This is a genomic window from uncultured Parasphingorhabdus sp., assembly GCF_963975735.1.
Classification (GTDB): Bacteria; Pseudomonadota; Alphaproteobacteria; order Sphingomonadales; family Sphingomonadaceae; genus Parasphingorhabdus.
Genome location: NZ_CAXBIA010000011.1, coordinates 69,078 through 94,505 on the forward strand (window position 1 = coordinate 69,078; position 25,428 = coordinate 94,505).

Genomic DNA, 25,428 nt, shown 5'->3' on the forward strand with positions numbered 1-25,428 from the left:
TTCAACGAAAATCAGCACGGGCAAAAAATGGCTATCGAAAGCAAAACCGTCTCCTTCGGCTATGAAGAGGTCGAAGAGAGCGAAAAGGTCGGCAAGGTTGGTGCGGTTTTCTCCAGCGTTGCTTCCAAATATGATGTGATGAACGACGCGATGAGCGCCGGAACCCATCGCTTGTGGAAAGACCGCTTCGTGCGCCGCGTCAAGCCGCGCGCCGGCGAGACTATCCTGGACATGGCCGGCGGTACCGGCGACATTGCCTTTCGCATGGTCGACAGCGGCGCCGATATTACCGTTGCCGATATCAACGCGGAGATGCTGGCCGAGGGCGTGAAACGGGCGCTCGACAAAGACGAAACGCGCATGGTCTGGAGCCAGCAGGATGCCGAGCAGCTCAACTTTCCCGACGCACATTTCGATGCCTATACGATTGTCTTTGGCATCCGTAATGTCACCCATATCGACAAAGCCCTGGCCGAGGCCCATCGCGTGCTGAAATATGGCGGGCGTTTCTATTGCATGGAATTTTCGCAAACCAAATGGCCCGGCTTTGACAAAGTCTATGAAACCTATTCCCACAAGATCCTGCCCAAGGTTGGCAAAGCTGTGGCGAATGACGAAGCGAGCTATCGCTATCTGGCCGAATCGATCGCGAAATTTCCGCCGATGGAAGAATTCCGGGCGATGATTCAGGCCGCCGGATTCAGCCAGACCAAAGTCGAACCGATGATGGGCGGACTGGTCGCGATCCACAGCGGCTGGAAAGCCTGAGCACATATCCGATGACCAGTTCCCGCACCCATATATTCCGTCTGCTCAAATGGGGCCGCACGCTCGCCAAACATGGCGCGCTGCGCAATCTGGAGAAGCACAAGGCGACGCCGCCACAAGTCCGCCGCCTGTTCCGCATCGCGCGCATCGGTACATTTCAGCCGAAGGAGCCTAATTATTCGGCTGCGCTGCAGGCCATCGGTCCGGCGGCGATCAAGCTGGGACAAACGCTGGCAACCCGCCCCGATGTAATCGGCGAAGCGGCCGCGCGCGATCTGCTGCAATTGCAGGACAGCCTGCCGCCCGTCTCCTTCGATTTGATCCGCGACGAGATCGAACTGAGCCTCGGCAAGCCTCTGGACGAGCTGTACAGCCATATCGATCCGGTTCCGGTGGGCGCCGCCTCGATCGCCCAGGTTCACCGCGCGACCACGCTGGATGGCAAGGATGTTGCGGTCAAGGTCTTGCGTCCCGGCATCATCAAGAAATTCAACCGGGATATCGAAACCTACGAATGGGCTGCAGCCCACCTCGAGGCTCTCGGCGGCGAGGCCAGGCGTCTTCGTCCGCAACTGGTCATCGCCAACTTCCGTCGCTGGACTATGCGCGAACTGGACCTGCGGCGCGAGGCCGCCAGCGCTTCTGAGCTGGCAGAACATATGGCTCAGGTCGATCAATATGAGACTCCGGCGATCGACTGGGACCGGACCTCGGGCCGGGTGCTGACCCTCGACTGGGTCGATGGCATAAAAATATCGAACCGGGACGAGCTGGTCGCCGCGGGCCATGATCTTGATTCGATCGCCAGCCGGCTGGTTCACACGTTCCTCAAGCAGGCTATCGAGGCCGGCTATTTCCACGCCGACATGCATCAGGGCAATTTGTTCGTGAAGGCCGACGGCACGATTGTCGCCATTGATTTCGGCATCATGGGCCGGATCAACAAGAAAGCCCGCGTCTGGCTGGCGGAAATTCTCTACGGTCTGACCACCGGCAATTACAAACGCGTCGCGGAAATCCATTTCGAAGCGCAATATGTGCCGGATCATCACAGCATGGAGGATTTCGCCACGGCTTTGCGCGCGGTCGGCGAACCGATGCGCGGCAAACCGGTCAGCGAATTGTCGGTCGGCGATATGCTCGACGGATTGTTCGCGATCACCCGCGATTTCGACATGGAAACCCAGCCGCATCTGCTGCTGCTGCAAAAGACGATGGTGATGGTCGAGGGCATTGCCACCGACCTCAATCCGACGATCAATATGTGGGATGCCAGCGGACCTTATGTAAAACAGTGGATCCGCGGCGAACTGGGTCCGGAAGCAGCGATTGCCGACCGGATCAATGACGACCTGGACACCATCATGATGCTGCCCGATATTGTCCGGCGCCTCGATGCCCAGCTCCCCCGCCAGGGCGGCGCGCCACCGCCACCGCCGGTGGCCGATGTCGAGTTGATCTGGGAGAAACGGAAAAAGTCGAGCAACGGGGGCTTCTGGCGTTATGCACTGACCGCGATTGTGGCGGGCGGAGCCGGAGCCGCCGCTATGTTCCTGTGGGGATGAACCAACCGGACCTGCGTCCGAATTAGAGGACACATGTCGCTTGGCTTTGGGCCTGCTTGCCCCTAAATCGGATAGGATGGTAAAACCAAATCATATCCTGCTGATCATTGGCGGTGGCATCGCGGCCTATAAGTCCAGCGAGCTGATCCGTCTGATCAGGAAATCCGGCATGACCGTTCGCTGTGTGCTCACCGAATCGGGCGCGCAATTTGTCACACCGATGACGCTGGCGGCCTTGTCCGAGAATGAAGTACACACCACGCTCTGGAGCCTGAAAGACGAGACCGAAATGGGCCATATCCAGCTCAGCCGCGAGGCCGATCTGGTGGTCATTTGTCCCGCTACTGCCAATCTGATCGCCAAAATGGCAGGCGGGATCGCCGATGATCTCGCGACCACTTTGTTGCTGGCGACCGATACCCAAGTGATGGCGGTCCCGGCAATGAATGTACGGATGTGGCAACATGCCGCCACCCAGCGCAATATCGCCCAGCTCAAAGCCGACGGCATCATCGTCATGCAGCCCGATGAAGGCGACATGGCGTGCGGCGAATTTGGGCCAGGCAGATTGCCGGAGCCGGAAGCGGTGATGGCGGAGATTAGCGCGCTGATGGGATCACCTTCGCTAGTGGCTCAGGAATCCGGGCTGGGTCGCAATCCGCTCGACGGCCAGCCGGCCTTCGCTCCAGACCGGCACCGTCCGTTGCGCGGCAAACATGTCCTGATCACCGCAGGACCGACCCATGAACCGATCGATCCGGTACGCTATATAGCCAATCGCTCGTCCGGCCGTCAGGGCTTCGCCATTGCCGCCGCTGCGGTCGAAGCCGGAGCGCAAGTGACATTGGTCGCCGGCCCCGTACATCTTGCCACGCCGACCGGCGTCACGCGCGTTGATGTCGAGACCGCGCTTGAAATGGAAAAGGCTGTACACGACGCCCTGCCCGCCGATATCGCAATCATGGTCGCTGCCGTCGCCGACTGGCGCGCCGACAGCCAGTCCGGACAGAAGATCAAGAAAAAGGGTGATGCGCCCGCGCCGCTCAAGCTGACCGAAAATCCCGACATATTGGCGGGCCTGGCGGGTCACGCGCAGCGCCCCGGCCTGCTCATCGGCTTTGCCGCCGAAACCGAGAAAGTTGCCGAACATGCCCGGGCGAAGCTGGCGAAAAAAGGCTGTGACTGGATTGTCGCCAATGATGTGTCCGGAGACGTGATGGGCGGCACCAACAATAGTGTGCAGATCGTCACCGCAACCGGCAGCGAAATCTGGGAGCAATTGCCAAAACCCGAAGTCGCGCGGCGGCTAATAGCAAAAATCAGCGAGGAAATTTCCTGATGTTCGAACCCGTCGATATCGCTGTCAAACGGCTGGATCATGCCGGGGGCCTTCCGCTGCCTTCCTATGAAACCAGCGGCTCGGCCGGCATGGATGTCCGTGCGGCAGAAGAATTGACCATCGCACCGGGCCAGCGCGGGCTGGCCGGAACCGGCTTCGCCTTCGCCATTCCCGCAGGCTATGAAATCCAGGTGCGCCCGCGATCCGGTCTGGCGCTGAAAAAAGGCATCAGCATACCCAATACGCCGGGCACGATCGACAGCGACTATCGCGGCGAGCTGAAAGTCATCCTGATCAACCATGGTGAAGAGGATTTCATCATCGAGCGCGGCGACCGGATCGCCCAGATCGTCGTCGCGCCGGTGCAGCTGGCAAATCTGGTCGAGGTCGGTGATCTGGATGATACCGCGAGAGGCTTTGGCGGCTTCGGCTCGACAGGAATATAGATTGACCGAAAGAAACCCCGTGCTGAGAGGCTGCCGTCCCATTTTTTTCTTCCGTTACCCGGCATGACTTCGCTCACTGACGAACAGCTCGACCGCTATGCCCGCCATATCGTGCTCAAGGATATTGGCGGCGTGGGGCAAAAGAAAATTCTCGATGCCCATATATTGGTGGTCGGCGCGGGCGGTATTGGCTGTCCGGCGATTCAATATCTGGCGGCAGCGGGCATCGGCGCGCTTACCATTGTCGATGATGATGTTGTTTCTCTGTCGAACCTGCAACGGCAGATCCTGTTTACAGCCGATGATATCGGCAAAGCGAAGGTCGATGCGGCCGAGAAATTCGCGCAAGGACTCAACCCTGAGATTGTAATAAACAAGGTTAATCAAAGGCTTACCGCGCAGCATTTTTCAGACGATGGCGCAGCATTTTTTGCGCCCTTTGACGCGATTATCGACGGCACCGACAATTACCAGACCCGCCTGCTGGTCTCCGATCTCTCGGTCACTCACCGCGTCCCGCTGGTTTCCGCGGCGATCGGCCAGTTTCAGGGACAGCTCGGCACGTTCCGCGGCTGGGAAGAGGACAAGCCCTGTTACCGCTGTTTCGTCGGCGACGCGCTCGACCCCGATGATTGCGACAATTGCAGCGAAGTTGGCGTGCTCGGCGCGATGGTCGGCCTGATGGGAAGTTTTGCAGCGATGGAAGCGATCCGCGTGGTCACCGGCTTCGGCCAGGATCCGGCCGGAAAACTCCAGCTTTTCGATGGCCTCGCACCGTCGATGCGCAGCATAAACCTGCCCAAGGACCCGCATTGCAAAAGCTGCGGCACACCACCAAAAACCTGATCGGCGCTAACATGGTCAGGTCGTCGACTCGCCCGACCACAGACCTGCCGGTGCTGTTGTGAGTAGCTGATCCAAAGGTCCGCCATGTCACCGAAACGAACCGAAGCCATTCCATATGGGATGGCTGCAATGGAGGGCTCTGCCCCGGTCGCGGCCATTCCTGCCCTGTATCTCTCGCCTGAAAGCAGAAACCTTGTTATCGGGAATATCCAACGCCGCGCAGGATTATGGTTTTTCTGCAGGCGACCGGTTCAAGGGCAATGTGCATGGCAATTAATCGATATATTCTGCTCCCGTTTTTTATGTGCTTTCTAGCAGGCTATTCGGACGCGGCTCATGCTATTGATTGCACAACCGTAGCGACAGAACGGGAAAAAGCCGTTTGTCAGTCGGACGGTCTGCTTGCTCTCGATGCCATGCTGAACAAGGCTTATGGTGAGGCGCTCACCCTGGAAACAAACCCACGGGAAGGCGACAAGGACCGGAACCTGCGCCGCGAGCAACTAGCCTGGATAAGGGCCGCTGATGGGTGCAATTCTGATGTGCCTTGTATTCGCGAGGTCTATGCCAGCAGATATGTAGCGCTGCGGGCCTATTCCGATCCCGGTTTCGCTGACATGGAAGGCCTGACGGGCCTAGCGGATGTGCTGGAAACCTGGGCGGCAACCGATCCATCCACAGGGGGCGTTCCGCTAGCCGTGCGGTCCGATGCAGGCGACACCTATCTGATTGCTGTGCCGGTAAGCTGGGGCAAGCCCTATCCCTATTATGAAGTCTATTTCATGCAGCGCGGCAAAAATCCTGAAAGGATCACTTTTCCCGATCTGCGGGTAGAACAAGACATGGTCAAAGAGGCAAAAAGCGGGAAATTCGCGATCGAGGATCTAACCGTCACGACCGGCGCCCAGTTTCAGAGTGTGTCTTTTGTAGGACGAGATGTGGTCAGCAAAGCCATGACTGGCGGTGCCGGGGGAGAGTGGATCTACCGGCGGTGGCGTATGGACTGGACCGGCGCATATGGCGTCAGCCCGGCGCTGACGGACTATGAAATCGAGAATGTGCGCGATGGATTTACGGTCAAGGTTGTGGGTGCGCCGGATAGGTGAAGATGTTTTACAAACAGGGCCGGACTGACCGATAATCCGCATCAATCGATTTCCCCCTCGAAACCCGCCCTTCCGCTTTGCGCCCAGTTTCGGCCATTCGAGCTGATCGGATGGAAAACGAAAACAGACGTTCCGGAAACGCCCCAGTTTTGGACATTGATCCCAATCCAATTAAATATCCGCTTTGGGCGGACGGATCGCAACTTGGGCATCTTCGATCAACCAAAATTCGGGGAGCCAGCAACGCAATGTCTCACAAGCCAATTTCGGACCGCTTTTTAGCAAGGAGAAGTTCGTCATTGCAGAAGCTCAGTGCGAAAACTCCTGCCGAGCTTAAAAATGGCTCTGAGGACAATAAGTTATTGCACAGTGCAAAATTTCCACTCATTTAGCACACATGAGACCGACGGATCATTCCGAACCTGATACACAGATGACCAGCGAGCCATTGCTCGAAATTATGGCAGGTGTTGCAAACAGGGAAAGAGTGGCACTCGAGAAGCTCTATGAACTGACCTCATCGAAATTATTTGGCGTTTGTCTTCGTATCTGTGGAGACAGAAGCGCAGCGGAGGATGTCTTACAGGAAGTGTATATCAAAGTCTGGTATCGTGCCGATCAATATCAGGCGGGGACCTATAGCCCGATTTCCTGGCTAGCGGTTATCGCCCGCAATGCCTCGATTGACTGGCTCCGGAAAAACGGTCGCAGAAAATATGATGATAACGCTGTGATCGATATCATAGCCGACGATGCACCATTGGGCGATGTTGTGATTGAAGACAAACAACAGAAGGCCCGAATCATGGAATGCCTTGAACAATTGGACGAAGAACAGAGCAGATCGATCCGTTCGGCATTCTTCGGAGGTTTTACCTATTCCCAACTCGCCAAGCAGGTCGAGGTCCCGCTCAGCACGATGAAAAGCCGGATCCGACGAGGCCTGATGAGTTTGAAAAAGTGTCTTGAAGATGGTTGATCTACCTGAAGAACTCGACAAATCCGAGCAGCTGGCTGCGGAACTAGTGCTGGGCCTTCTTGAAGGCGAAGATCTGGCCACAGCCTTGAGTCTGCGCCTGTCGGATCAGGATTTCAGGCAGGCCGTCGACGCTTGGGAAAAGCGGCTGGCGCCTTTGCTCGATGTGATCCCGCCGCAATCGGCGCCGGATCACGTCTGGCAATCGATCAATGCACGGCTGAATACCCGGTCCGCAGAGCCTGCCGATGATGATATTTCCAAGATTTCCTTCCGGAGCCGCCTGAATCGCTGGCGCGTGGCAGCCCTGACCGCTGGCGCGATTGCGGCGTCGCTGGCGCTCGCGTTATTAGTCCGGCCGGCTCCGGTGGTTGTCCCTGAAAATCCTGTGCAGCAGCTGGCATCGGCGCAGATAATCGCCCAGCTCTCCGGCGAACAGGCGGACCTTTCTGTAGCCACCCGTTTTGACCCCGACACGGGCGAGATGAACGTGAGCACCGCGGGTCTCGTTCCCGGAAAGGGTGCCCCGGTATTGTGGGTCGTGCCTGCCGACGGGACACCGCGTGCCCTGGGAATATTGCCGACCAACAGGGCTGGATCAATCAATATTGATCCGGCTTTTCGGTCCTTCGTCCGGGTCGGCTCGCTGCTGGCACTGACCATGGAAGATCCGTCGGGAGCGCCGTTCGAAGCACCGACGATCCCGATCATTGCGACGGCAACAATTTCAAAAATTTAAGAAAACCTGCGTCCAATTCGCGCTGTGTAGCGTAGCTGCCCGTAGTCCGGATCATATTTCCGGTTCGCCGCAATCATTCTATTGCAACTGAAAGGACTTTCTATGTCTTTCCGAACAATATCTTCGCCTACCCTTCCTCTTTTGGCCCTTGCGCTGTCACTTTCCGGCTGCTCAATGTCCGACCAGGGCGGTGGGGAGGTCAGTTCAAGCACCGCCGCCGGTACCAGCAATCCGATGGTGGGCGGTGCCGCCATGTATCCGACCCGCAATATCATAGAAAATGCCGCCAATTCCGCGGATCACACTACATTGGTCGCCGCCGTGCAGGCAGCTGGCCTGGTCGACACGCTCTCCGGTCCGGGACCGTTTACGGTTTTTGCACCGACCAATGCCGCTTTTGACGATCTACCCGACGGCACCGTTGCGACGCTGCTGAAACCGGAGAACAAGGCGACCCTAACCAAGATTCTGACCTATCATGTAGTGCCAGGCCGGCTGACTGCGGCCGATCTCGCTGCCAAGGCAAAAATGATGGGTGGCAAAGTCGAGCTGACCACGGTTGCCGGCGCCAAGCTGACGGTCTCCCATTCCCCGAATGGCGGCTGGATGCTGACCGACACAAAGGGTGGCACTGCCAATATCACCATTGCGGACGTAATGCAGTCCAACGGGATCATCCACGAAATCGACGCAATTGTGATGCCGTGAACCGTCACGCCCTTCCGGGCTAGCGCCCGTCGGGATGATTTTGAGCAGACAAGATCGAAAGGGGCTTGGCGGCCACCCTTTTCGCAAAATAGACATGGCCGCCATTTGCACCCGCTGCGTCTTTTTGGCGTCCGCTTCCCTACCTTCATTTGCGAACCACCGCTTTGCGGGCACATCAGCAAAATGAAGGGGATTTCAATGTCAAAACATATCAAATTTCTCAGCCGGACCATGATAATTTCAGTGGCAACTGGCGTGATTACACTCGCCAGCCCAGCATGGGCCGACGTGACCGTAACGTGCAACACCAATCTCGAATTGACGGGCACTCATGCACGGCAATACCTGTGTGACGAAATGGTATTAGGTGAATTCTCGCCGAATTTTGTGTAACTGCTTGTAAATAAATTTTTTATTACGCGATGATGTGAAACCTTTCAGCGACCTGAAACGTCACTACGAGTGTTAACAATTTGTTAAATTTTATTTCCTCGAACCTAAAGGTTAAGTTGATGAAGCTAAAAAATGCAATTCTCATCCCTGTAGCAATAAGTGTTTTTTCCGTTGGCACACCGGCCAACGCAGCGACCACTATATTGTTCGATTTCGTCGGCGGAGATCGAAGCTTCAATTTCTCGCTTGAGCAGGGTCAAACACCAGATGCATCTCAACTGTTTGCTGGCGCATCGCAGATCACTTACCGAAATGTCAGCGGTTCGTTCAACGGAACTGCCGGGTCTTCAAATACCGCCACCTCAATTTCTTTTGGAAACAGCTTCTTTTCCAAGTTAGGTCTTAACGCTACCAATTTCGGGTTTGGCAGCTTTGGAGGCCCCGTACTTTTTGACGGTTCTAGGACCAATCCCATATTCAATTTGGGTACATATAACCTGACTCAGGCTGTTACAACTCCTGGTACTGGCGGCGGAATACTCACTATTTCTAACGTAGCTGGTGCTGTTCCTGAGCCAGCCACATGGGCGTTCATGATCTTTGGCTTTGGCGCTATTGGCGGTGCAATGCGGCGTCAGCGTAGAGCGAAGGTCAAAGTTAGCTACGCTTAAGCGACAGTTTAAAACAAGTTTGCTCCTAAGTCCTGGCGGTTGATTTTGGCGGGGTTTTTGTTTGAGCGCTAGTGTCCGCTTGTCCGTATCTGTTGCCCAGCCGTCGTCATTACCGCCAGTGATACACCGAGTGTAAAAATTGTTTTTCTCATAAACCTATCCCTGTTTCTCATGCCGTGCACCTAGCAGAGGGGGGGGGGGCGAGTGCGCACCACCCAATTGGGTGGGTTGGTAAAAAAAAATGTAAGTAACTTATCAACCTTTTGACGCTGATTTTTTTGAGTGAATTACATGAACGGCATTTGATCCACCAAATCCGTGTCCAGAGGTTTGGTATCGATCTCATGCGCTATTGTCGAAATTCACAATGTCATGGGACGCAGAGCACTCTCTGCATCGCATCTTCTTCAATCACCTATTCATAGCGCATTGACGTGCGAATAAATACACCGGCTAAGCCCATTCAACAAAATTTTCCTAAAGCCTCGCTATAGCAATCTTGCAGGGTTTTTTATTTGTGCGCTAATGCCCGCGTTCTGAAATTAGCGGACATAATCTTCAACAAAGCTCAATGTCTGCTTCCCACCCAATTGCTGCCGCTCGAACTAATGGGATCGAAATAGAAGCGGACCAGCCGCCATCTGAACGCAACCTCCCCTCCCTCGCAATTTGCGCTTTGTCCAAAATCGGCTAGGACAAGAAAAAACGCAGGAGGAACATCATGACATTACCGGTAACCGGCCTCGCCGCCGCGATTTGCGCTTTGCTGCTGATCTATTGCGCCTATGCCACGGTCAAGGTTCGCCTTGCGACCGAGATCGGCTTTGGCGACGGCGGCAATCCTGACCTGCTGGCGGCCCGCGGCACCCACGCCAATCTGTCGGAACATGCGCCGCTATTCCTGATCATGCTCGCGATACTGGAGCTGGCCAATGCCAATCATATCGGCATCACGATCATCGCAGCGATCTTCCTGATCGGTCGCGTCGCCCATATCGTCGGCATGAAACAGCATCACAAAGGCGGCTCCCCGCGTTTTCGCCAACTGGGCGTGTTGGCCACCTGGCTGACCACGGTCGCGCTGGCCTTGTGGATCGTGTTTCTGTTTGTGACGATGCATCTGTAAATCCTGCCCGGACCGGCAGGTCAATCACGCTTGAGATAGGCTCCGCCGCTGCCGTCTGCGGGCACCAGGGTGTCGCCCGAGATATCCAGCCGCAGTTCCTTGAACGGCGGCTTTACAAACACCCGGTTGTCCAGCTTCACTTCGAAGACCCGCGCTTCCCGGTCGGGCGGAACATCGAAGCTCGAAGCATATTCCGAACCGTCGTGGCGCAAGCTCAGCTTGATCGCCTTTAGCTGCCGTTCATCGGCGGCGGGCGCGAAGGCGAAGCCCAGCTCATGGCTGTTCGCCGTATCGACGCTGCCATCGGCAAAGGAGAATTCGGCCTCGATGTCCAGACGCGGATTGGGCCGCTCGCGCCGGTTGACCCAGATGCCGACGCCCTCGTTCCAGTCGATCCGGGGTCCGGATCCATCGCCCGCATATTCGGACGTATAATCGGACAGGAAAAAACAGTCGGCGGGCAGCGAGGGCGGCTGATAGCGGGCGGTCTTGCCGGCGGCGCGGGCGCTGCTGGCCAGAATTGCGACCGCGCGGCCCCAGTCCCGTCTCGCGCTTCGTGCGGAAATCTCGAGATTGTCATCCGGGTCGGACAGGTCGCGGGCAAAATAGGCAGCAATCGCCTTTTCATAAGCGTCCCGCAGTTCGCGTTCGCTTTCAACAGCCGCGTCGAAACGTTGCAGCGGCGTCAGCCCTTCCGCAGCGGCATGATCATCCGACGACTGGTAATAGCCGCCCGTGTCAAGAAAAGCGCATTGCCACTTCGCCCGGTTTTTCAGCCGGATATTTTCGCTGGCAAAAGCCGCGTCTCTTTCTTCGCTCCCCCACGGATAACCACCCGCCAGCGCAAATACCGGCGTGTCTTTGTCGAACCGATGCGGCCCGAGTATCACCTGCCCGCCGCTTTGCGTCCATTTACCTTCGCTATAGAGGTCGAGACTGCCGACGATCAGCATCCATTTATAGCTGCCATCGGCGTCAAGCTGGAGCTCTGCCGCGGTTTCCATCACCCCGGCGAGGCGATAGTTTCCAGCCAGACTGCTGACCGTCGTCTGCACGCCCGTTTCATTGACTGTTTTAGCATAAACGGCTGGCGCAAACGCAAATGCATAGATTGTCGACAGCAGACAGATCGATAGGTTTCGCAAAGTCAGGCTCCCTTTGTGTAGCGAATTACTGGGTATAATTCGAACTCCATATGAAGACTGAACAAATGATCTCCCCCCTTCCGCTTTATCTCTAAAGCGACGTTGGATGATATTATTTGTCAGATATTCTCTTCATGCTGTTTCATTTTGGACCGGTGAGCGAAAACTATATATCCGACCATCAACAAAAGCAGAATGATGGAACCAATTATGAATGGCGGCATCATCTTGTTCCATGTCCATCCGCTGTTGAACCCGCCTCGATACTGGGATCGATTATAATTGATCGATATTATTGTTCGTCGGGATAGATCCATATATCTTTCAAGTGCTTGCTTCGAACGGCTCAGTTGTGCGCCTAATTTTGCTATTGCCGCTTGCTGGTATAGATCAGAACTCTCGGTCCGACCGTCCCCAAGCAAGTTTTCGTAGACTTCGACTTCGGCCTCTAGCTCTCTAATCGTCTCATTCAAATTTTCGGTTTGATATTCGGTCGAGAGCCTTCCTCCCGATTCCGTCGTTAGTGAACCGGTAAGGCCATCAACTATCTCGGACGCAATTTTTGGGTCAGCCGCCAATTTCAAAACCGGTTGTCTGGTTGGATAATTTGCCGCTACCGGCTTTTTTCCGTTTACTTCGAAATCTGAGCTGGACTGGATGATGCTGCACTGGCTGTCATAAGATTCGCAATCCATCCGATGCTTTCTTATCAGAGAGATCAGTTCGTCGTCCGGGATTTTAATATCGATATTATAAGTTCGCGATTGCAGCGAAGCATCGCTTAGAACAGCATCTTGTGAAAGTCGATGCGCCGAAGACCTCACCGGCTGCGGTATGACAGGCAACTTCATTACCGGAGCCGGCCCAGGGTTCGGCGATGCCGATGCGGTCATTGGCGCAAGCAATGGAATGAACAAGGACATTGCCAGAGATATTTTATACCATTTGATAGGACGAAATATCACCACAACTCTCCCTCTATATCAGAAGCGAATATCGCATCCTTACTTACCGATCAATTAAACCCGTAGTTGTTATCGAATATGCTGCTTTGGAATATTTTAATATTACCCCAAGTGTAATATCACCTTTTACGTTCGAAATGGATAGGGGCTTTCGAAACCAGACACTCATCACCCACAGGGGTTCGCATATTGCCTGGCACAGACTAAAAGCTCGCTCCATCCACGTCCCGGACCGGCAGATGCTGCCACTCTTCCGGCTCGAACATCCGCATGTTCACGCCCATCCGCTCGGGCGACGCGGTGATCGGGGTCCAGCGGGTGAAGCAGCCGCAGGTCTTGCAGATCCACGATGTGATCATCCTGTCGCCCTGAACATATGGGGTCAGCGCATCCCGCTCCGCCTCGACCGCCACTGCATCCGGATGCCAGTAACCACCGCGCCAGCCGGTCTTGCGGCACAGTGAACAATTGCAGCGCAGCACTTCGGCTGGCGCTGTCGCCACCATGATCTGCACCGCGCCGCAATGGCATTGGCCTTTCACGGCAGCCTCCTCAACACAGCCCGTGCGACAGGACCTGGTCGACCCAGTCCGGCACCAGTTCACCCGCCTTGCCCATCCGGCTTTCGTGGAAATGGAAACTGCCCTCCGACGGATCGAGGTTCATCTCCAGCGTGCGGGCGCCATGATAGCGGGCGGTCTGGACAAAGCCGGCCGCCGGATAGACCGCGCCCGATGTGCCGATCGACACGAACAGATCGCACTGGCTCAGCGCCTGCTCGATCCGCTCCATCTTGTAGGGCATTTCACCGAACCAGACAATGTCCGGGCGCAGGCAGCCGGGCACATGGCAATGCGGACAGACAGGCCCACTCGCCATTACGCCCTCAAAGGGAAAATGCGCGTCGCAGGCGCGACACCAGGCGCTGTTCAACTCGCCGTGCATGTGGAGCAGGCGTTCCGACCCGGCGCGCTCGTGCAGGTCATCGACATTCTGCGTAACCAGCAGCAGCTCGCCCGCCCATGTCTTGTCGAGCCTTGCCAGCGCCTGATGCGCTGCGTTGGGCTCGACGGTCTTGAGCTTGGCGCGGCGCTCGTCGTAGAATTTCTGGACCAGACCGGGATCGCGGACAAAGGCTTCCGGCGTCGCGACATCCTCGACCCGGTGCCCCTCCCACAGGCCATCCGGCCCGCGAAACGTGGCGACCCCGCTTTCGGCGCTGACGCCGGCGCCGGTGAGGATGACGATATTGTTGATAGGATCTAGCATATTGCCTTTCTTCGTCATGCTGAACTTGTTTCAGCATCCATTTCGTCTCATAGAAACTGCTTAGAGGATAAGTGGATCCTGAAACAAGTTCAGGATGACGAGATCGCGCTCAGGACGAACGGGAACAAGCAGAATGACAGCCATCGGAATAATCGGCAGCAAGGGCCGCATGGGACAGGCGCTGGTCGCGGCCATAGAGGAAGCGGGCCACAGCCACGCCGGCGGAGCGGATCAGGGCGATGATGTCGCGGCGCTGGTCGCGGCGAGCGATGTGCTGGTCGATTTCTCCTCCCCGAAAGCGCTGCAGGCGACGCTCGATGCCTGCGTCGCGGCAAACAAACCGATCGTCATCGGCACCACCGGAATGGAGACCGCACATCACGCCGCGATCGATCAGGCCGCAACAAAAATCCCCGTGCTGCAGACCGGCAACACCTCGCTCGGCGTCAATATGCTGGCCGCATTGGTCGAGCAGGCGGCGAGCAAGCTGGGCGATGACTGGGATATCGAAATCGTCGAAATGCACCACCGCCACAAGGTCGATGCGCCTTCGGGAACCGCGAAACTATTGGGCGAAGCCGCCGCACGCGGCCGCGGTATCGACCTCGCCAACCACAGCGAAAGCGGCCGGGACGGCATCGCCGGCGCGCGCGAAAAGGGAGCGATAGGCTTTGCCGCCTTGCGCGGCGGATCGGTCGCCGGCGATCACACGGTGATATTGGCGAGCGACGAAGAACGCATCGAACTGACCCACCGCGCGGAAAACCGCATGATCTTCGCGCGCGGCGCGGTGAAGGCGGCTGGCTGGCTGGTCGGGCAGAGTGCTGGACGGTACGGGATGGATGGTGTTTTGGGGTTGTAAGCATCGCTCTGACCTTCGCAGTCAACATCCTTCTGAAATGAGCAAGAAGCTATCAAAGCCCCGGAAAAGCCCTGTCCTACATCCACGCCCATCGCGTAAGATCGCGGCAGGCTCTTTGACAAACTGGATATAATATTGGCGTTGACGGCTGTCCGCATGGTTCTGGCCACCCCGTTGACGAAGCAAATGCAAAGGTCACGCTAAGATTACACTGGGTGACCGGTTCGCGACCTGGAAATACCGGAAATCTGAGGCTTCAGGGCAAAGTTTACAGAAAATAAAACAAGCCACCGCTGTCAAGTTCCGGGCAACAGGAATATCGCCGGCCGTACCCGGTGACGGGGTTGAAAGAACGCAGCCCCCTTGCCCGATTCAACGCCGCAATTTGTGGACCGAGCGAGTATCGAGTCAGTAATTTTACAGATCAACCCGGCTAAGATCATGATTTCCCAGACAAGAATTTCGCCGACACGCCGCTTCATCTTATCTTTACCCCGATATCGTAAATTCAGCCGGTATCTTTCCGCGTGGAAAAGGGTTCTATTAGTTGCTGCGTTTTCAAAACATCATCCTGGAGATGATCGCTACCGGAGTGTCGCTGGATGTCACGGCGGAGCGATTATGTCACGAAATCGAACTGCTGCTGCCAGACGTCGCCTGTTCGGTACTCCGGGTCGAGCGCAGCGGCTTGCTCTATCCGCTTGCCGCGCCGAGCCTGCCGGCGATATTTTCCGAACTGGTTGCCGGGACGATGATCGGCCCCAATGTCGGATCCTGCGGCAGCGCCGCCTATCTTGGCGAACCCGTGATTGTGACCGACATCGACAATGATCCGCGCTGGACCGGATTCAAGGAACATCTGCTGCCAGCCGGGTTCAAGGCCTGCTGGTCGGTGCCGGTCGAAAATGCGGCGGGTGTCGTCTTCGGTACTTTTGCGCTCTATTTCAAGCAGAAGCGGAAGCCGAACCCGCTCGAAGAGAAACTGGTCAGCGCCTGCATCCATCTTTGCGCGATCGCGCTCGAGCAGCACGACCGGGCGCTCGAGCGGGAAAGGCGGGCCTCGATCGATGCGCTGACCGACCTGCCGAACCGGTCCAGCTTTGATACGGCGCTAAGCCGCCTGTCCTGCGACGAGCCGGGCACCTGGGCGCTGATGGTGGTGGATCTCGACAATCTCAAGACAATCAACGACACATTCGGTCATCAGGCCGGCGACGAACTGCTGCAGAATGTGGCGCAGCGGATACGGGTGAATGTCCTGCCTGATCACGTGTTCCGGCTCGGCGGCGACGAATTTGCGGTGATCCTGCAGGAGGCCGGCGCGGTTGCCAATCTGGACAGAACCGCATCACATATTCTCGATGCGGTGGGCAGCGTCACCAGTTGCAGCGGTCATATGATCCAGCCGCGCGCGACTATCGGCGGGGCCGCGCTTTCGCCGGGCGATGAGGATGCCGAAACCGTCCACAGACATGCCGATTTTGCGCTCTATCACGCCAAGGAAACCGGTCGCGGCGGCTTCGTCCGCTACTGGCCGGGCATCGGCACCGCGATCAAGAAGCGGATCGAAGTGATCCAGGACGTCGACTGTGCGCTGCGGGAAGGACGGATCGAGGCCTATTACCAGCCGGTCATCCGGCTCGACACGCGGGAAATCTCCGGAATGGAGGCGCTTTGCCGCCTGCGGACGCCGGAAGGCAATATCGTCTCGGCAGGCGCCTTTCATCAGGCCACGACAGACGTGGATGTGGCCGCCAAACTGACCCAGGGCATGCTGGCTCTGGTCGCTGCTGACCTTCGGTCCTGGCTGGACCGCGGCATCCCGTTCCAGCATGTCGGCATCAACATCTCTTCTGCCGACTTTCATAGCGGCACGCTCTACGACCGCATCGAAGCCGCCTTTGGTCGCGAGAATGTCCCGCTAAAACATGTCGTGCTCGAAGTGACGGAATCGGTCTATCTCGGGCAGAATGACCCGGTTGTTGCGCAAGAAATCAAGTCGCTTCGCGCCCATGGCCTGCGGATAGCACTGGATGATTTCGGAACCGGATTTGCCTCGCTCACCCATTTGCTGACGGTGCCGGTCGACATCATCAAAATTGACAAATCCTTTGTCAGCCAGTTGCGGCTCGACAACCGCAGCATCGCGATTATCGAAGGCCTTCTCGACATCGCGCGGAAGCTCGACATCCGGGTTGTCGCAGAAGGAATCGAGACCGAAGATCAGGCCTATTTGCTCGGCCAGATCGGTTGCAAACTCGGACAGGGCTATTTGTACTCGCCCGCCGTTGCGCCTGCGCCGGCGACCGAATTGCTGCTGAACCACGCACAGCGTAGCGGACTGGAAAAGGTTGAACCCATTGACAGCCTTCCCCGACGCCCGATCACCGGTCAACCGCTCCCGCCAGAAACCGGAACCGGGAAGACAAATGGGCGGACCGGGCCGGACGATACTGACTTTGCCGCTGCCCGGGCAGTTTGAACAACCGGCAAACACAATAGGTTCAAAAATGGATAGAAAAAGCGCGAGAGGCTTCCCGTGAGTCACCGGCTTCTATAGGCTGCATCTATGCCGAATGATTCTCTCGATCCGCTGATCCGCGACGCCTATGCCATCGCGGCCCAGCCGGAACGGTTGATGAAATTACTGACGCTCCTGCAAAAGCCGGGGGCCGAGAATGAAGGCGACCTTCAGCCGCATTTTGCCAATGTTACCGAGTTGCTGACCGAGATCGATCCCAGCGTCGGCGACGATTTTTCCACTTATGCCCGCGATCTCGAGGGACCCAACGGTCTGCTAGCGCAACCGGACCTGTCGCTCAGCACCTCGATGACGGTGCTAAACGTCGACGAGCAGATCTTCAAAAGCTCCGAACTGAACGATGGGAGATCGGTCCCCGACTGGCTGTTTGGCGTCGATGGCGAGGCTTATGCACAGGTAGAAAAGCTGCTCAAAGGCAGGAGCTCCGGCCCCGCAATTGTCCGTCTATACACGGACAGGGACGATGACAGGGGCGTGCTGTTTGCCGCCCAATTGTCCGGCGCCAGCAATGCCGAACTGGATTTCCGCGTCATGCGGCTGCGCTGGAATGACGTTATCGGCAATGCCTTCGCACGGTCTCTGGAGCTGACAGCAACCGAAGAGCAGCTTGCGGAACATCTGGTCAACGGCCTGTCGGTGATCGAATTTGCGGCGCTGCGAAAGCGGGCCTTGGGAACAGCAAGAAACCAGCTCAAAACCCTTCTGCGCAAACTGGGCATCGGTTCGCAAACCGAGCTTATCTCGCTTTACGCGGGCTTTAGCAGCGCCTTTGCAACCGCAGAATCGCAGGAACAGAACCTGCCCTCCTCCCGTTCGAGCCACAAACTGACCTTGCGGGATGGCAGCGACCTGCCTTTTGAAGTCTATGGCGATCCGGACGGAAAGCCGGTCCTCTATCTCCACGCGACGATCGATGGCGCCTATCTGACCACACGCCAGCAGGACGCCGCCGCGCAGCAGGGCCTGCGCGTCATCGCCCCCTGGCTTCCCTTTTACGCCGGCAGCAAGATGGCGAACACTGGCCTTGCGGTGGTTGACGAATTTGTCGGGCGGCTTGTCCATTTGCTGGACCAGCTGAAAATAAAGCGCTGTTCCGTCGTTTCGGCCAGAGTGGCCGCGCCTTATGGCATGGCCGCCATTCGCAGCCACCCGGACCGCTTTTGCGGACTGGTCATGGCTGGCGCAATTTTGCCGGCGGGCAACGACAATGATTTCTCGCATCTCGCCATGGGCTATCGCGCGCCTCTGCGGCTCGCCCGTATCGCGCCGTCGTTCGTGCGACTATATTTTGCGGCCATCTCGACGATGGTCCGGCGCGGGAAGAGCATGGCCTATTTCCGCAGCATCTATGGCGAAAGCGCTGCCGACATGAAAACGCTCAACCGGCCCGACGTCGCCGACCTGATGCAGCGATCGATGAAGCGTACGTTTGAAGACGGCTACGAATCCACCGCCCAACAGGCGATCCTGACGGCGAGTGACTGGTCGAAATGGTGCCGCGATCTGGAGGTGCCGGTCACGGTTATTAGCGGAGCGGAAGACCGGCTTGCGCCACCCGATATGGTCGCAACATTCTGTGATCGCTATGGCTTCAACCTGATCGGGCCGTTGCAGGACGTCGGCAGTCTGGCGATTCAGCAAGTCCCGCATCAGATATTCGGGGAAGCTGCGAAAATCCACCGGGATTGAGCCAGTGCTCGACATCCCCGCCGACTGATAGCGCCAATCCGCACCGGGCTGTTTCACAAGCATTTTCCGGCGATAATCCGCCACTATGTACTATATGGTATATTCTAATGCCTCCGCGACTTCATTACTTGCCTCGGTAAATGCAATGGAGATCAACAATGAAATTATTGAAACCGGCTATCGCGGCATTATTCACCGTTTCCATGCTCGGCAGCGGAACTGCTCACGCGCAATTTGGCGGTCTGGGCAAGGCGATCAAGAAAGAAGCAAAGCAAAGCAAGCGCGACGCTGAACGCGAAGCCGTAAACGACGCGGAAAATGCGATCGACAATGCGATCCGCGGTAAAACAGGCAAAAGAGCACAAATCGGAAAAGGCGGCAGCAGCGGTGGTGGATCAACTACCCTCGGCACACCCTCCGCGAACCTCACATCGCAAACGCAATGCGCGGGTATCGCCCTTTCCAACGTGACCGTCGGCAATCTTGGCAGTTACACGTTCCAGCAGGGCTTCAGCAAAGAGAAGCGCACCGGTTTCATCAACCGCAAGCCGGGCAAAGTCAGCGGCTCCTGCATCGCGCCCTCGCTGCAACCGCAGGAAATTCTCTATTTTGAAGTCGACGAGAAAAAGTACAAGGCGATGGACAAGGGCAATGACTTTGTCTGGCAGTGCGTGAAATCGGATGATCCGGGCGCCGGTACGGTCGATTACTGGACGTGGCACAGTGATCAATATCTTGGGGACTCCCATATGAAATTGCATTGCGGCAATGACCAGGGTGTCAGCGATTGCGCAACCGGCTCTAACTCGTCCCGGGCCTCTGCCTATACCGCCGACCGGAAAAATCGCGGCAAATATGGCATCAGCTTTCTCGCCCGCCTTAACGAGCACAGCCGCGCGAAAACGGAAAAGCTCTATTGCCAATATTATAACAAGAGAACCGGCAAGAGCCTGGTCGCCTTCGAATATCTGAGCGCGCCGGCGCGATAGTTTCGAACCCGCTTCACTTCATCAAATTTCCAGAAGGAACCACAATATGCGTTACGCAATCGCCTTATCATCACTGATCATTTCCAGTCTGGCCGTTCCGGCGGCTTTCGCCCAGTCGAGCGGCACGACCGTAGCCAAGGACGGCAGTTGCCCGACCGGATTCAAATCGTCGGGAAGCTCGTGCAAATCGAGCTCCGGCAAGGTCGCCATTGCCAAAATCGGCTCCTGCCCCTCGGGTTTCAAATCGTCCGCCAATTATTGCGTCGGTGATAAAGGCGACTATGCCGAAATCAGAAGCGGCAGCTGCTCGAGCGGATTGAAAACCTCCGGCAAATATTGCGTAAAATAGGCCGTTAGAAGCGATTGCGGGCAGATGAAGGCCTGCAATCGCCTCAGCCAATCTGCTTGCCAAGGTCGGGGGGACGCAATAGGTCTTCCGGATGGATTTTGATGACCAGTTGCAACGCTATTTCGGCACCGCCGATCTTGGCTCGATCCAGCCGGAGGCAATGAACGCCGGCATCGAGCATATGCGGGTAGACTTCGGTCTGGAGAAGGATCGCGGGCGGCGCTTTGCCTTGTGGGCGGTGCTCTATATGCTCGGCACCCATCTGGATCTGGACAAGGCCTTCAAAGACGAGGCCGATCGCAATAGCGCGCGGGACTTCATGGATTTGATGGACCGGGTTCCGGAAAACTGACGCGCCATGAAAAAAGCCGATATCTTCGAATTCTACTCCCGTCTTGCCGCCGACAATCCGTCGCCGGAGACAGAGCTCAACTATGACAACACCTATCAGCTGGTGGTCGCGGTGGCGCTGTCGGCGCAGTCGACCGATATCGGCGTCAACAAGGCGACTCGGCTGCTGTTTGCCGAGGTCAAAACACCGCAGCAGATGGTCGATCTCGGGCTCGACGGGCTGAAAGAGCATATCAAGACCATCGGTCTGTTCAACACCAAGGCGAAGAATGTGATCGCCCTGTCGGAAATGCTGATCGCCGATTTCGGCGGCGAGGTTCCCGCCGACCGCGACGAGCTGGTCAAGCTGCCCGGAGTCGGGCGCAAGACCGCCAATGTCGTGATGAACTGTGCTTTTGGCGCCGAGACTTTCGCGGTCGACACCCATATTTTCCGCGTCGGCAACCGCACCGGCCTGGCGCCGGGTAAGACCGTACTAGCGGTGGAAAAGAAGCTGGAAACCCGGACTCCCGGCCCGTTCCGCGTCCACGCCCACCACTGGCTGATCCTGCACGGCCGTTATATCTGCAAGGCGCGCAAGCCCGAATGCTGGCGCTGCCCGGTCGCCGATCTCTGCCGGTTCAAGAAGAAGACGCCCGCGCCCGCATGACAGCCGGCGATTGCAGGCCGGCCGGCCCGCGACATCGCGCTGGTCATTCAGCTTCGGGAAATATTTCCGGATGTAAATTCCCGGCCAAGATGGCAAACATCCACAGGAGAAGACCATGCGCCTGCAATCCACGATCATCATAGCCTCCGCTCTGGCCGCCGGCAGCGTCGCCTTTGCCGCCGAAAAAGCGTCCAAGGACGACAAATATGAAATCCGCGAGGTCGGTGAAGCAAAAAGCTGTATCAACCGCTCGAGCATCCGCTCCACCGATGTGATCGACGACCAGACCATCGATTTCAAGATGCGCAATGGCGATATCTATCGCAATCGCCTGCCCAACAAATGCAGCGGCCTGGCCTTTGAGGAAGCCTTTTCCTACAAGACATCGACCAACCGGCTGTGCAGCGTCGATATCATCCACGTGCTGTCCCAGACCGGCGGCCGGCTCGACAGCCGCGGCGCCTGCGGTCTCGGCAAATTCCAGCAAATCGAGAAAATTCCGAAGGCCGCAACCGAAGACTAGACCGCCGCTCGCAATGGGCCAAATATTTGATTGGCAATCAGGCAATGTCGCTGCTAAACGCCCATCCGGCGGTACACGCCTTGGCACCCGTAGCTCAGCTGGATAGAGCGCTGCCCTCCGAAGGCAGAGGTCACAGATTCGAATTCTGTCGGGTGCACCATTATTTCATTATATTTCAACGCTTTAACGGAAATCATAATTCCGTGAATGTGTAAATTTGTGCATTTTAGCTATGTACAAAAGTTATACAAAAAACTGTTCCCGGGAAATTCGTTTTAGTTTATAGAATCTTAGTGGAAAGCAACCGATCTGGCAGCACTGATGCTGACGAGCGAATTGACCTTCGCGGTGATGGGCGCATCATTTTATACAAACGAGAAGGTTTAAAAAATCCTAAATGGCAAGCGCGCATTCGGGTTCCAGGCGCTTCCGGTTATAAAACCATTTCCACAAAAACAGCTAATCTTCGTGATGCCGAACGATTTGCGGCCAATCTCTATGATGACCTTGATCACCATGTAAGAATGGGCGGCTCCATAAAAACCAAGACTTTTGCAAAGGTTTTCGAAGAATGGGAAAAATCGATAACCTTGATGGGTCCCACAACAAAAGGGGGCTCTTGGACTTCGACAATCGATCGTGTCCGGTCATATGCTCTTGAGTATTTTGGGTCGATGAAGATTGACCAAATTGGCCCAACCGATTTTCAAAACTATTGGCTCTGGCGCAAAGAAAACTACGCCAAGAAGATCCCATCAAATGCCACATTAGGCCGTGAACGAACATCAATCCGCTCGTTGTTCAATTTCGCCGTTAAAATGGGGCATCTTGCGAAAATCCCAGATTCTACTCCGCCCAAAAATAACGGAGAGAGAAGACCAACATTTACGGAACAGGAATGGAAAGCAATTATACGAGCAATGGATGGCTGGCTTAAAGACGGCGAACAGAAAGCCACCTCCAAAGATCGCATTTTGGCGAAGCTCTATTTTCTCATTTTGGTAAATACCGGACTTCGCGTTGGAGAACTTAGAAAATTAAAATGGGGAGATCTAAGACCCATAGAAGATGATGATGCCAAATATGTCGTTGCTGAAGTTCGTGGCAAAACAGGTATTCGCGAAGTTGTCTGTCAAAAGGGAACCGGCAGGATCTTCAACCAGATTATCGATCTGCGCTGCGCGGAGTTGAAAGAACAGCATCCAGATAATCCTGAACTCTGGAAACCCCATCGGGATCAATTAGTATTTTGTCATCCTGATGGGACTGAGATTAGAACCTTCAAACGGTCTTTTCACTCGTTGCTGGAATTTGCAAATGTGCCGATAATGAAAAACGGGACAGCTCGGACCATCTATTCCCTGCGCCATCTTTACGCCACGCAGAGATTATATGAGGATGTATCTCCGTTTCATCTGGCAAAGCAAATGGGGACATCGATTGAAATGCTTGAGAAGCACTATGGCCAAACCGTAACGTCTTCTGCAGCAGCCCAGATTACCAAAACCAGAGCGAAGAAACCTCAAACAACCAATCCAATTCAGCAACGGTTTGAAGATTAGAAAATGTCTGCTTCATCTCATAAGCGGACTTTAGTTTTTTCCCTGTCGAATGACCGAAACTGGGTGGGTAGTTGTCCGTCTGCTGTTGGGCACTCAGGCGGAAGAAACGGACATTTATAGGGTCGGTACAGCGCCACAGCAACGCGCGCGCAATAGGCATTATCTTCGTGCCTGATCCTTATATCTGCAACTTGCCGAAAACGAACATTAGGTTTGCCATTCTCAGAAATTCACGACCGGATGCAAAGGAAACTTTCCGGCTTTGGAAAGCAAAGTGACGTACCGAGCCATTGAGCGATAAATCGGTCGCAGGCGGCTCGTGCACAAATACTGATCCTAATCTGGTCGCACCAAAACCCGGAACGCAGGCTCTGAAAAAACAGCTACCCTGCTGATCTTCAGGTTCAATGCCCAGAGACACATGCTCTTTTAGATGACGCTACCACAGGAAGTTAATTTACCGTCGGTTCGGTATCGGGTGCGCTACCGACGGCCTGATAGAGCCCGATTATTGCGTTTATCTGGTCGGCTTCAACCTGAACAAGAGACAGTTCGACACCGAGCAGACTACGCTGCGCGTCGACCTGCTCAATATAAGGCGTATAGCCTGCCCGGTAACGGTTGCGCGCATGGCGCAATGCGTCGGCTACAGCTGCGCGCTGGGCTTCCAGAGCGCGTTGCTGATCACCCAGTCGAGCCACGACCGCCATCCGGTCTTCCACTTCCCGAAAGGCGTTCAAGACGGTCGAGCGATAGAAGAATGCGGCCTGATCGCGCCGCGCGGTTGCGGCATCAAATTGGCTCTGTAGCCGGCCACCATTGAATATCGGCGCGAGCAGACTTCCGCCGACCGACCATATCGAGATCGGGTCGGCTAAAAGATCGGAGATTGCCGCACCCGCAGAGGCGCTGATCCTCAGGCTCGGCATGAAGCCCGCCCGTGCAGCCCGCATTTGTGCGTCGGATGCCGCCAGTTGATATTCTGCCGCGGCAATATCGGGTCGGTGCCGCAAGAGTTCCGAGGGGACGAGATCGGGAGCCGGTGGCTGCTTAAGGTCGGCGAGCGAGCCACCGCGAATAACATCGCCCGGAATCTCGCCTGTCAGCACGGACAGGGCATTTTCCTGCCGCGCGATTTGCGCCTCGATCTGCGGCACGAGCTGTGCCGTCGCATGATACTCCGCCTGCGCTTGGCGCCACTCGAGCTGCGAGGTGTAGCCGACCTCGGCCCGGTCGCGAGCAAACTTCAATGCCTGTGCGCGCAGTTCCAGCGTATCGCTCAGGACCTTGCGCCGGGCATCGAGCGCCAGCAAGCTGACATAACCGCTGGCCGTTGCCGCGGTAACCGACAGCAGTGCGGCTTCCCGGCTTGCCTCGCTTGCCGCGACGCCCGCTTCCGCCGCATTAATATTGGCTCGGTTTTTACCGAACAAATCCACTTCATAGGATGCGCGAAACGCGGGTTCCGCCACCAGTGAATTCTGCCCTTGGCCAAAGGCCGACACTTCGCGTCGCGCTCCTCCCGCTAGTCCTGCTTCGAGTGTTGGCAACAACAGAGAACGGGACACCGCTTCCGTTGCCCGGGCTTCCTCCACCCTTGCCGCAGCTAGACGCATGTCGGGATTATTCTCTCGCGCCTTCTCGACCAGCGCCACCATCCGGCGATCACCAAATCTTTGCCACCAACTGTGCTCCAGCTCTTCTGTGATCGAAAGTTCGGTCCGCCATTCGAGCGCTGGTTCCACGCCGATCGACGCGGGCAAGGGGCGCACGCCAGGCGCACAAGCACTAAGCGCGATAGCGCCAGCCAGTGTGACAACGGCCAGCATAGGGCGGGATGAAATGTTCAT

General features: G+C 56.4%; 26 protein-coding genes and 1 tRNA gene. 22 read left to right on the forward strand and 5 right to left on the reverse strand.

Features of this window, described 5'->3' with window-relative positions; translation table 11 throughout:
• The first annotated feature begins 27 nt into the window (after positions 1–27).
• From AACZ86_RS12215 to AACZ86_RS12270, 12 genes are all read left to right on the forward strand, one after another.
• Positions 28–768 carry a class I SAM-dependent methyltransferase gene (locus tag AACZ86_RS12215; protein WP_339692952.1) on the forward strand — a complete coding sequence of 247 codons (741 nt, stop codon included), beginning with the start codon at positions 28–30 and terminating at the stop codon, positions 766–768.
• 11 nt (positions 769–779) lie between these two features.
• Positions 780–2,333, forward strand: coding sequence for a 2-polyprenylphenol 6-hydroxylase (gene ubiB, locus AACZ86_RS12220; protein ID WP_339692953.1), 1,554 nt, complete (start codon positions 780–782; stop codon positions 2,331–2,333).
• 76 nt (positions 2,334–2,409) lie between these two features.
• Entirely contained in the window at positions 2,410–3,672 is a 1,263-nt protein-coding gene (locus AACZ86_RS12225) for a bifunctional phosphopantothenoylcysteine decarboxylase/phosphopantothenate synthase (protein WP_339692955.1), read from the forward strand.
• Positions 3,672–4,118 carry a dUTP diphosphatase gene (dut, locus tag AACZ86_RS12230; RefSeq protein ID WP_339692957.1) on the forward strand — a complete coding sequence of 149 codons (447 nt, stop codon included), beginning with the start codon at positions 3,672–3,674 and terminating at the stop codon, positions 4,116–4,118. The genes AACZ86_RS12225 and dut overlap by 1 nt, the downstream gene beginning before the upstream one ends.
• A gap of 63 nt (positions 4,119–4,181) precedes the next feature.
• A complete protein-coding gene (locus tag AACZ86_RS12235) occupies positions 4,182–4,964 on the forward strand; it encodes a HesA/MoeB/ThiF family protein (RefSeq protein ID WP_339692958.1) in 783 nt (260 codons plus the stop codon).
• 115 nt (positions 4,965–5,079) lie between these two features.
• Entirely contained in the window at positions 5,080–5,241 is a 162-nt protein-coding gene (locus AACZ86_RS12240) for a hypothetical protein (protein ID WP_339692959.1), read from the forward strand.
• A 25-nt stretch (positions 5,242–5,266) separates the two neighbouring features.
• Positions 5,267–6,070: a lysozyme inhibitor LprI family protein gene (locus tag AACZ86_RS12245; protein WP_339692961.1), complete on the forward strand. Its 804-nt coding sequence runs from the start codon at positions 5,267–5,269 to the stop codon at positions 6,068–6,070.
• A 433-nt stretch (positions 6,071–6,503) separates the two neighbouring features.
• Positions 6,504–7,049 (forward strand): sigma-70 family RNA polymerase sigma factor, encoded by a 546-nt coding sequence (locus tag AACZ86_RS12250; RefSeq protein ID WP_339692963.1) that lies wholly within the window; start codon positions 6,504–6,506, stop codon positions 7,047–7,049.
• A complete protein-coding gene (locus AACZ86_RS12255; RefSeq protein ID WP_339692965.1) occupies positions 7,042–7,785 on the forward strand; it encodes an anti-sigma factor in 744 nt (247 codons plus the stop codon). The genes AACZ86_RS12250 and AACZ86_RS12255 overlap by 8 nt, the downstream gene beginning before the upstream one ends.
• A gap of 174 nt (positions 7,786–7,959) precedes the next feature.
• A complete protein-coding gene (locus AACZ86_RS12260; RefSeq protein WP_339692967.1) occupies positions 7,960–8,493 on the forward strand; it encodes a fasciclin domain-containing protein in 534 nt (177 codons plus the stop codon).
• A 512-nt stretch (positions 8,494–9,005) separates the two neighbouring features.
• Positions 9,006–9,557, forward strand: coding sequence for a PEPxxWA-CTERM sorting domain-containing protein (locus tag AACZ86_RS12265; protein ID WP_339692968.1), 552 nt, complete (start codon positions 9,006–9,008; stop codon positions 9,555–9,557).
• Positions 9,558–10,278: 721 nt separating this feature from the next.
• Positions 10,279–10,683, forward strand: coding sequence for an MAPEG family protein (locus tag AACZ86_RS12270; RefSeq protein WP_335652383.1), 405 nt, complete (start codon positions 10,279–10,281; stop codon positions 10,681–10,683).
• A 20-nt stretch (positions 10,684–10,703) separates the two neighbouring features.
• On the opposite strand, the gene AACZ86_RS12275 is transcribed toward AACZ86_RS12270, so the two are convergent.
• The 4 genes from AACZ86_RS12275 to AACZ86_RS12290 form a co-directional block, all read right to left on the reverse strand.
• Positions 10,704–11,828: a hypothetical protein gene (locus tag AACZ86_RS12275; RefSeq protein ID WP_339692971.1), complete on the reverse strand. Its 1,125-nt coding sequence runs from the start codon at positions 11,826–11,828 to the stop codon at positions 10,704–10,706.
• Between the two features lie 119 nt (positions 11,829–11,947).
• Positions 11,948–12,721, reverse strand: a complete 774-nt coding sequence (locus AACZ86_RS12280) for a hypothetical protein (protein WP_339692973.1) — start codon at positions 12,719–12,721, stop codon at positions 11,948–11,950.
• A gap of 275 nt (positions 12,722–12,996) precedes the next feature.
• The gene (locus tag AACZ86_RS12285) at positions 12,997–13,335 is read right to left on the reverse strand and encodes a GFA family protein (RefSeq protein ID WP_339692974.1); all 339 of its coding nucleotides are present in this window, start codon (positions 13,333–13,335) and stop codon (positions 12,997–12,999) included.
• A gap of 10 nt (positions 13,336–13,345) precedes the next feature.
• Positions 13,346–14,080: an NAD-dependent deacylase gene (locus tag AACZ86_RS12290; protein ID WP_339692975.1), complete on the reverse strand. Its 735-nt coding sequence runs from the start codon at positions 14,078–14,080 to the stop codon at positions 13,346–13,348.
• Positions 14,081–14,195: 115 nt separating this feature from the next.
• Here AACZ86_RS12290 and dapB point away from each other — a divergent pair, with 115 nt between their 5' ends.
• The 10 genes from dapB (at position 14,196) to AACZ86_RS12340 (ending at position 23,578) form a co-directional block, all read left to right on the forward strand.
• Positions 14,196–14,924 carry a 4-hydroxy-tetrahydrodipicolinate reductase gene (gene dapB, locus AACZ86_RS12295; protein ID WP_339692979.1) on the forward strand — a complete coding sequence of 243 codons (729 nt, stop codon included), beginning with the start codon at positions 14,196–14,198 and terminating at the stop codon, positions 14,922–14,924.
• Between the two features lie 547 nt (positions 14,925–15,471).
• Positions 15,472–17,406 carry an EAL domain-containing protein gene (locus AACZ86_RS12300; RefSeq protein ID WP_339692982.1) on the forward strand — a complete coding sequence of 645 codons (1,935 nt, stop codon included), beginning with the start codon at positions 15,472–15,474 and terminating at the stop codon, positions 17,404–17,406.
• Between the two features lie 87 nt (positions 17,407–17,493).
• Positions 17,494–19,155: a hypothetical protein gene (locus AACZ86_RS12305; protein ID WP_339692984.1), complete on the forward strand. Its 1,662-nt coding sequence runs from the start codon at positions 17,494–17,496 to the stop codon at positions 19,153–19,155.
• Positions 19,156–19,313: 158 nt separating this feature from the next.
• Entirely contained in the window at positions 19,314–20,144 is an 831-nt protein-coding gene (locus tag AACZ86_RS12310; protein WP_339692986.1) for a hypothetical protein, read from the forward strand.
• A gap of 46 nt (positions 20,145–20,190) precedes the next feature.
• Positions 20,191–20,493 (forward strand): hypothetical protein, encoded by a 303-nt coding sequence (locus AACZ86_RS12315; RefSeq protein ID WP_339692988.1) that lies wholly within the window; start codon positions 20,191–20,193, stop codon positions 20,491–20,493.
• A 91-nt stretch (positions 20,494–20,584) separates the two neighbouring features.
• Entirely contained in the window at positions 20,585–20,845 is a 261-nt protein-coding gene (locus AACZ86_RS12320; RefSeq protein WP_339692990.1) for a hypothetical protein, read from the forward strand.
• Positions 20,846–20,851: 6 nt separating this feature from the next.
• Positions 20,852–21,493 carry an endonuclease III gene (gene nth, locus AACZ86_RS12325; protein ID WP_339692992.1) on the forward strand — a complete coding sequence of 214 codons (642 nt, stop codon included), beginning with the start codon at positions 20,852–20,854 and terminating at the stop codon, positions 21,491–21,493.
• Positions 21,494–21,608: 115 nt separating this feature from the next.
• Positions 21,609–22,016 carry a hypothetical protein gene (locus AACZ86_RS12330; protein WP_339692994.1) on the forward strand — a complete coding sequence of 136 codons (408 nt, stop codon included), beginning with the start codon at positions 21,609–21,611 and terminating at the stop codon, positions 22,014–22,016.
• A gap of 83 nt (positions 22,017–22,099) precedes the next feature.
• Positions 22,100–22,176, forward strand: a tRNA-Arg gene (locus tag AACZ86_RS12335).
• Positions 22,177–22,309: 133 nt separating this feature from the next.
• The gene (locus AACZ86_RS12340; RefSeq protein ID WP_339692996.1) at positions 22,310–23,578 is read left to right on the forward strand and encodes a site-specific integrase; all 1,269 of its coding nucleotides are present in this window, start codon (positions 22,310–22,312) and stop codon (positions 23,576–23,578) included.
• A gap of 452 nt (positions 23,579–24,030) precedes the next feature.
• Here AACZ86_RS12340 and AACZ86_RS12345 read toward each other — a convergent pair whose 3' ends face one another.
• Complete coding sequence (locus AACZ86_RS12345; RefSeq protein ID WP_339692998.1) at positions 24,031–25,428, reverse strand: efflux transporter outer membrane subunit; 1,398 nt, start codon at positions 25,426–25,428, stop codon at positions 24,031–24,033.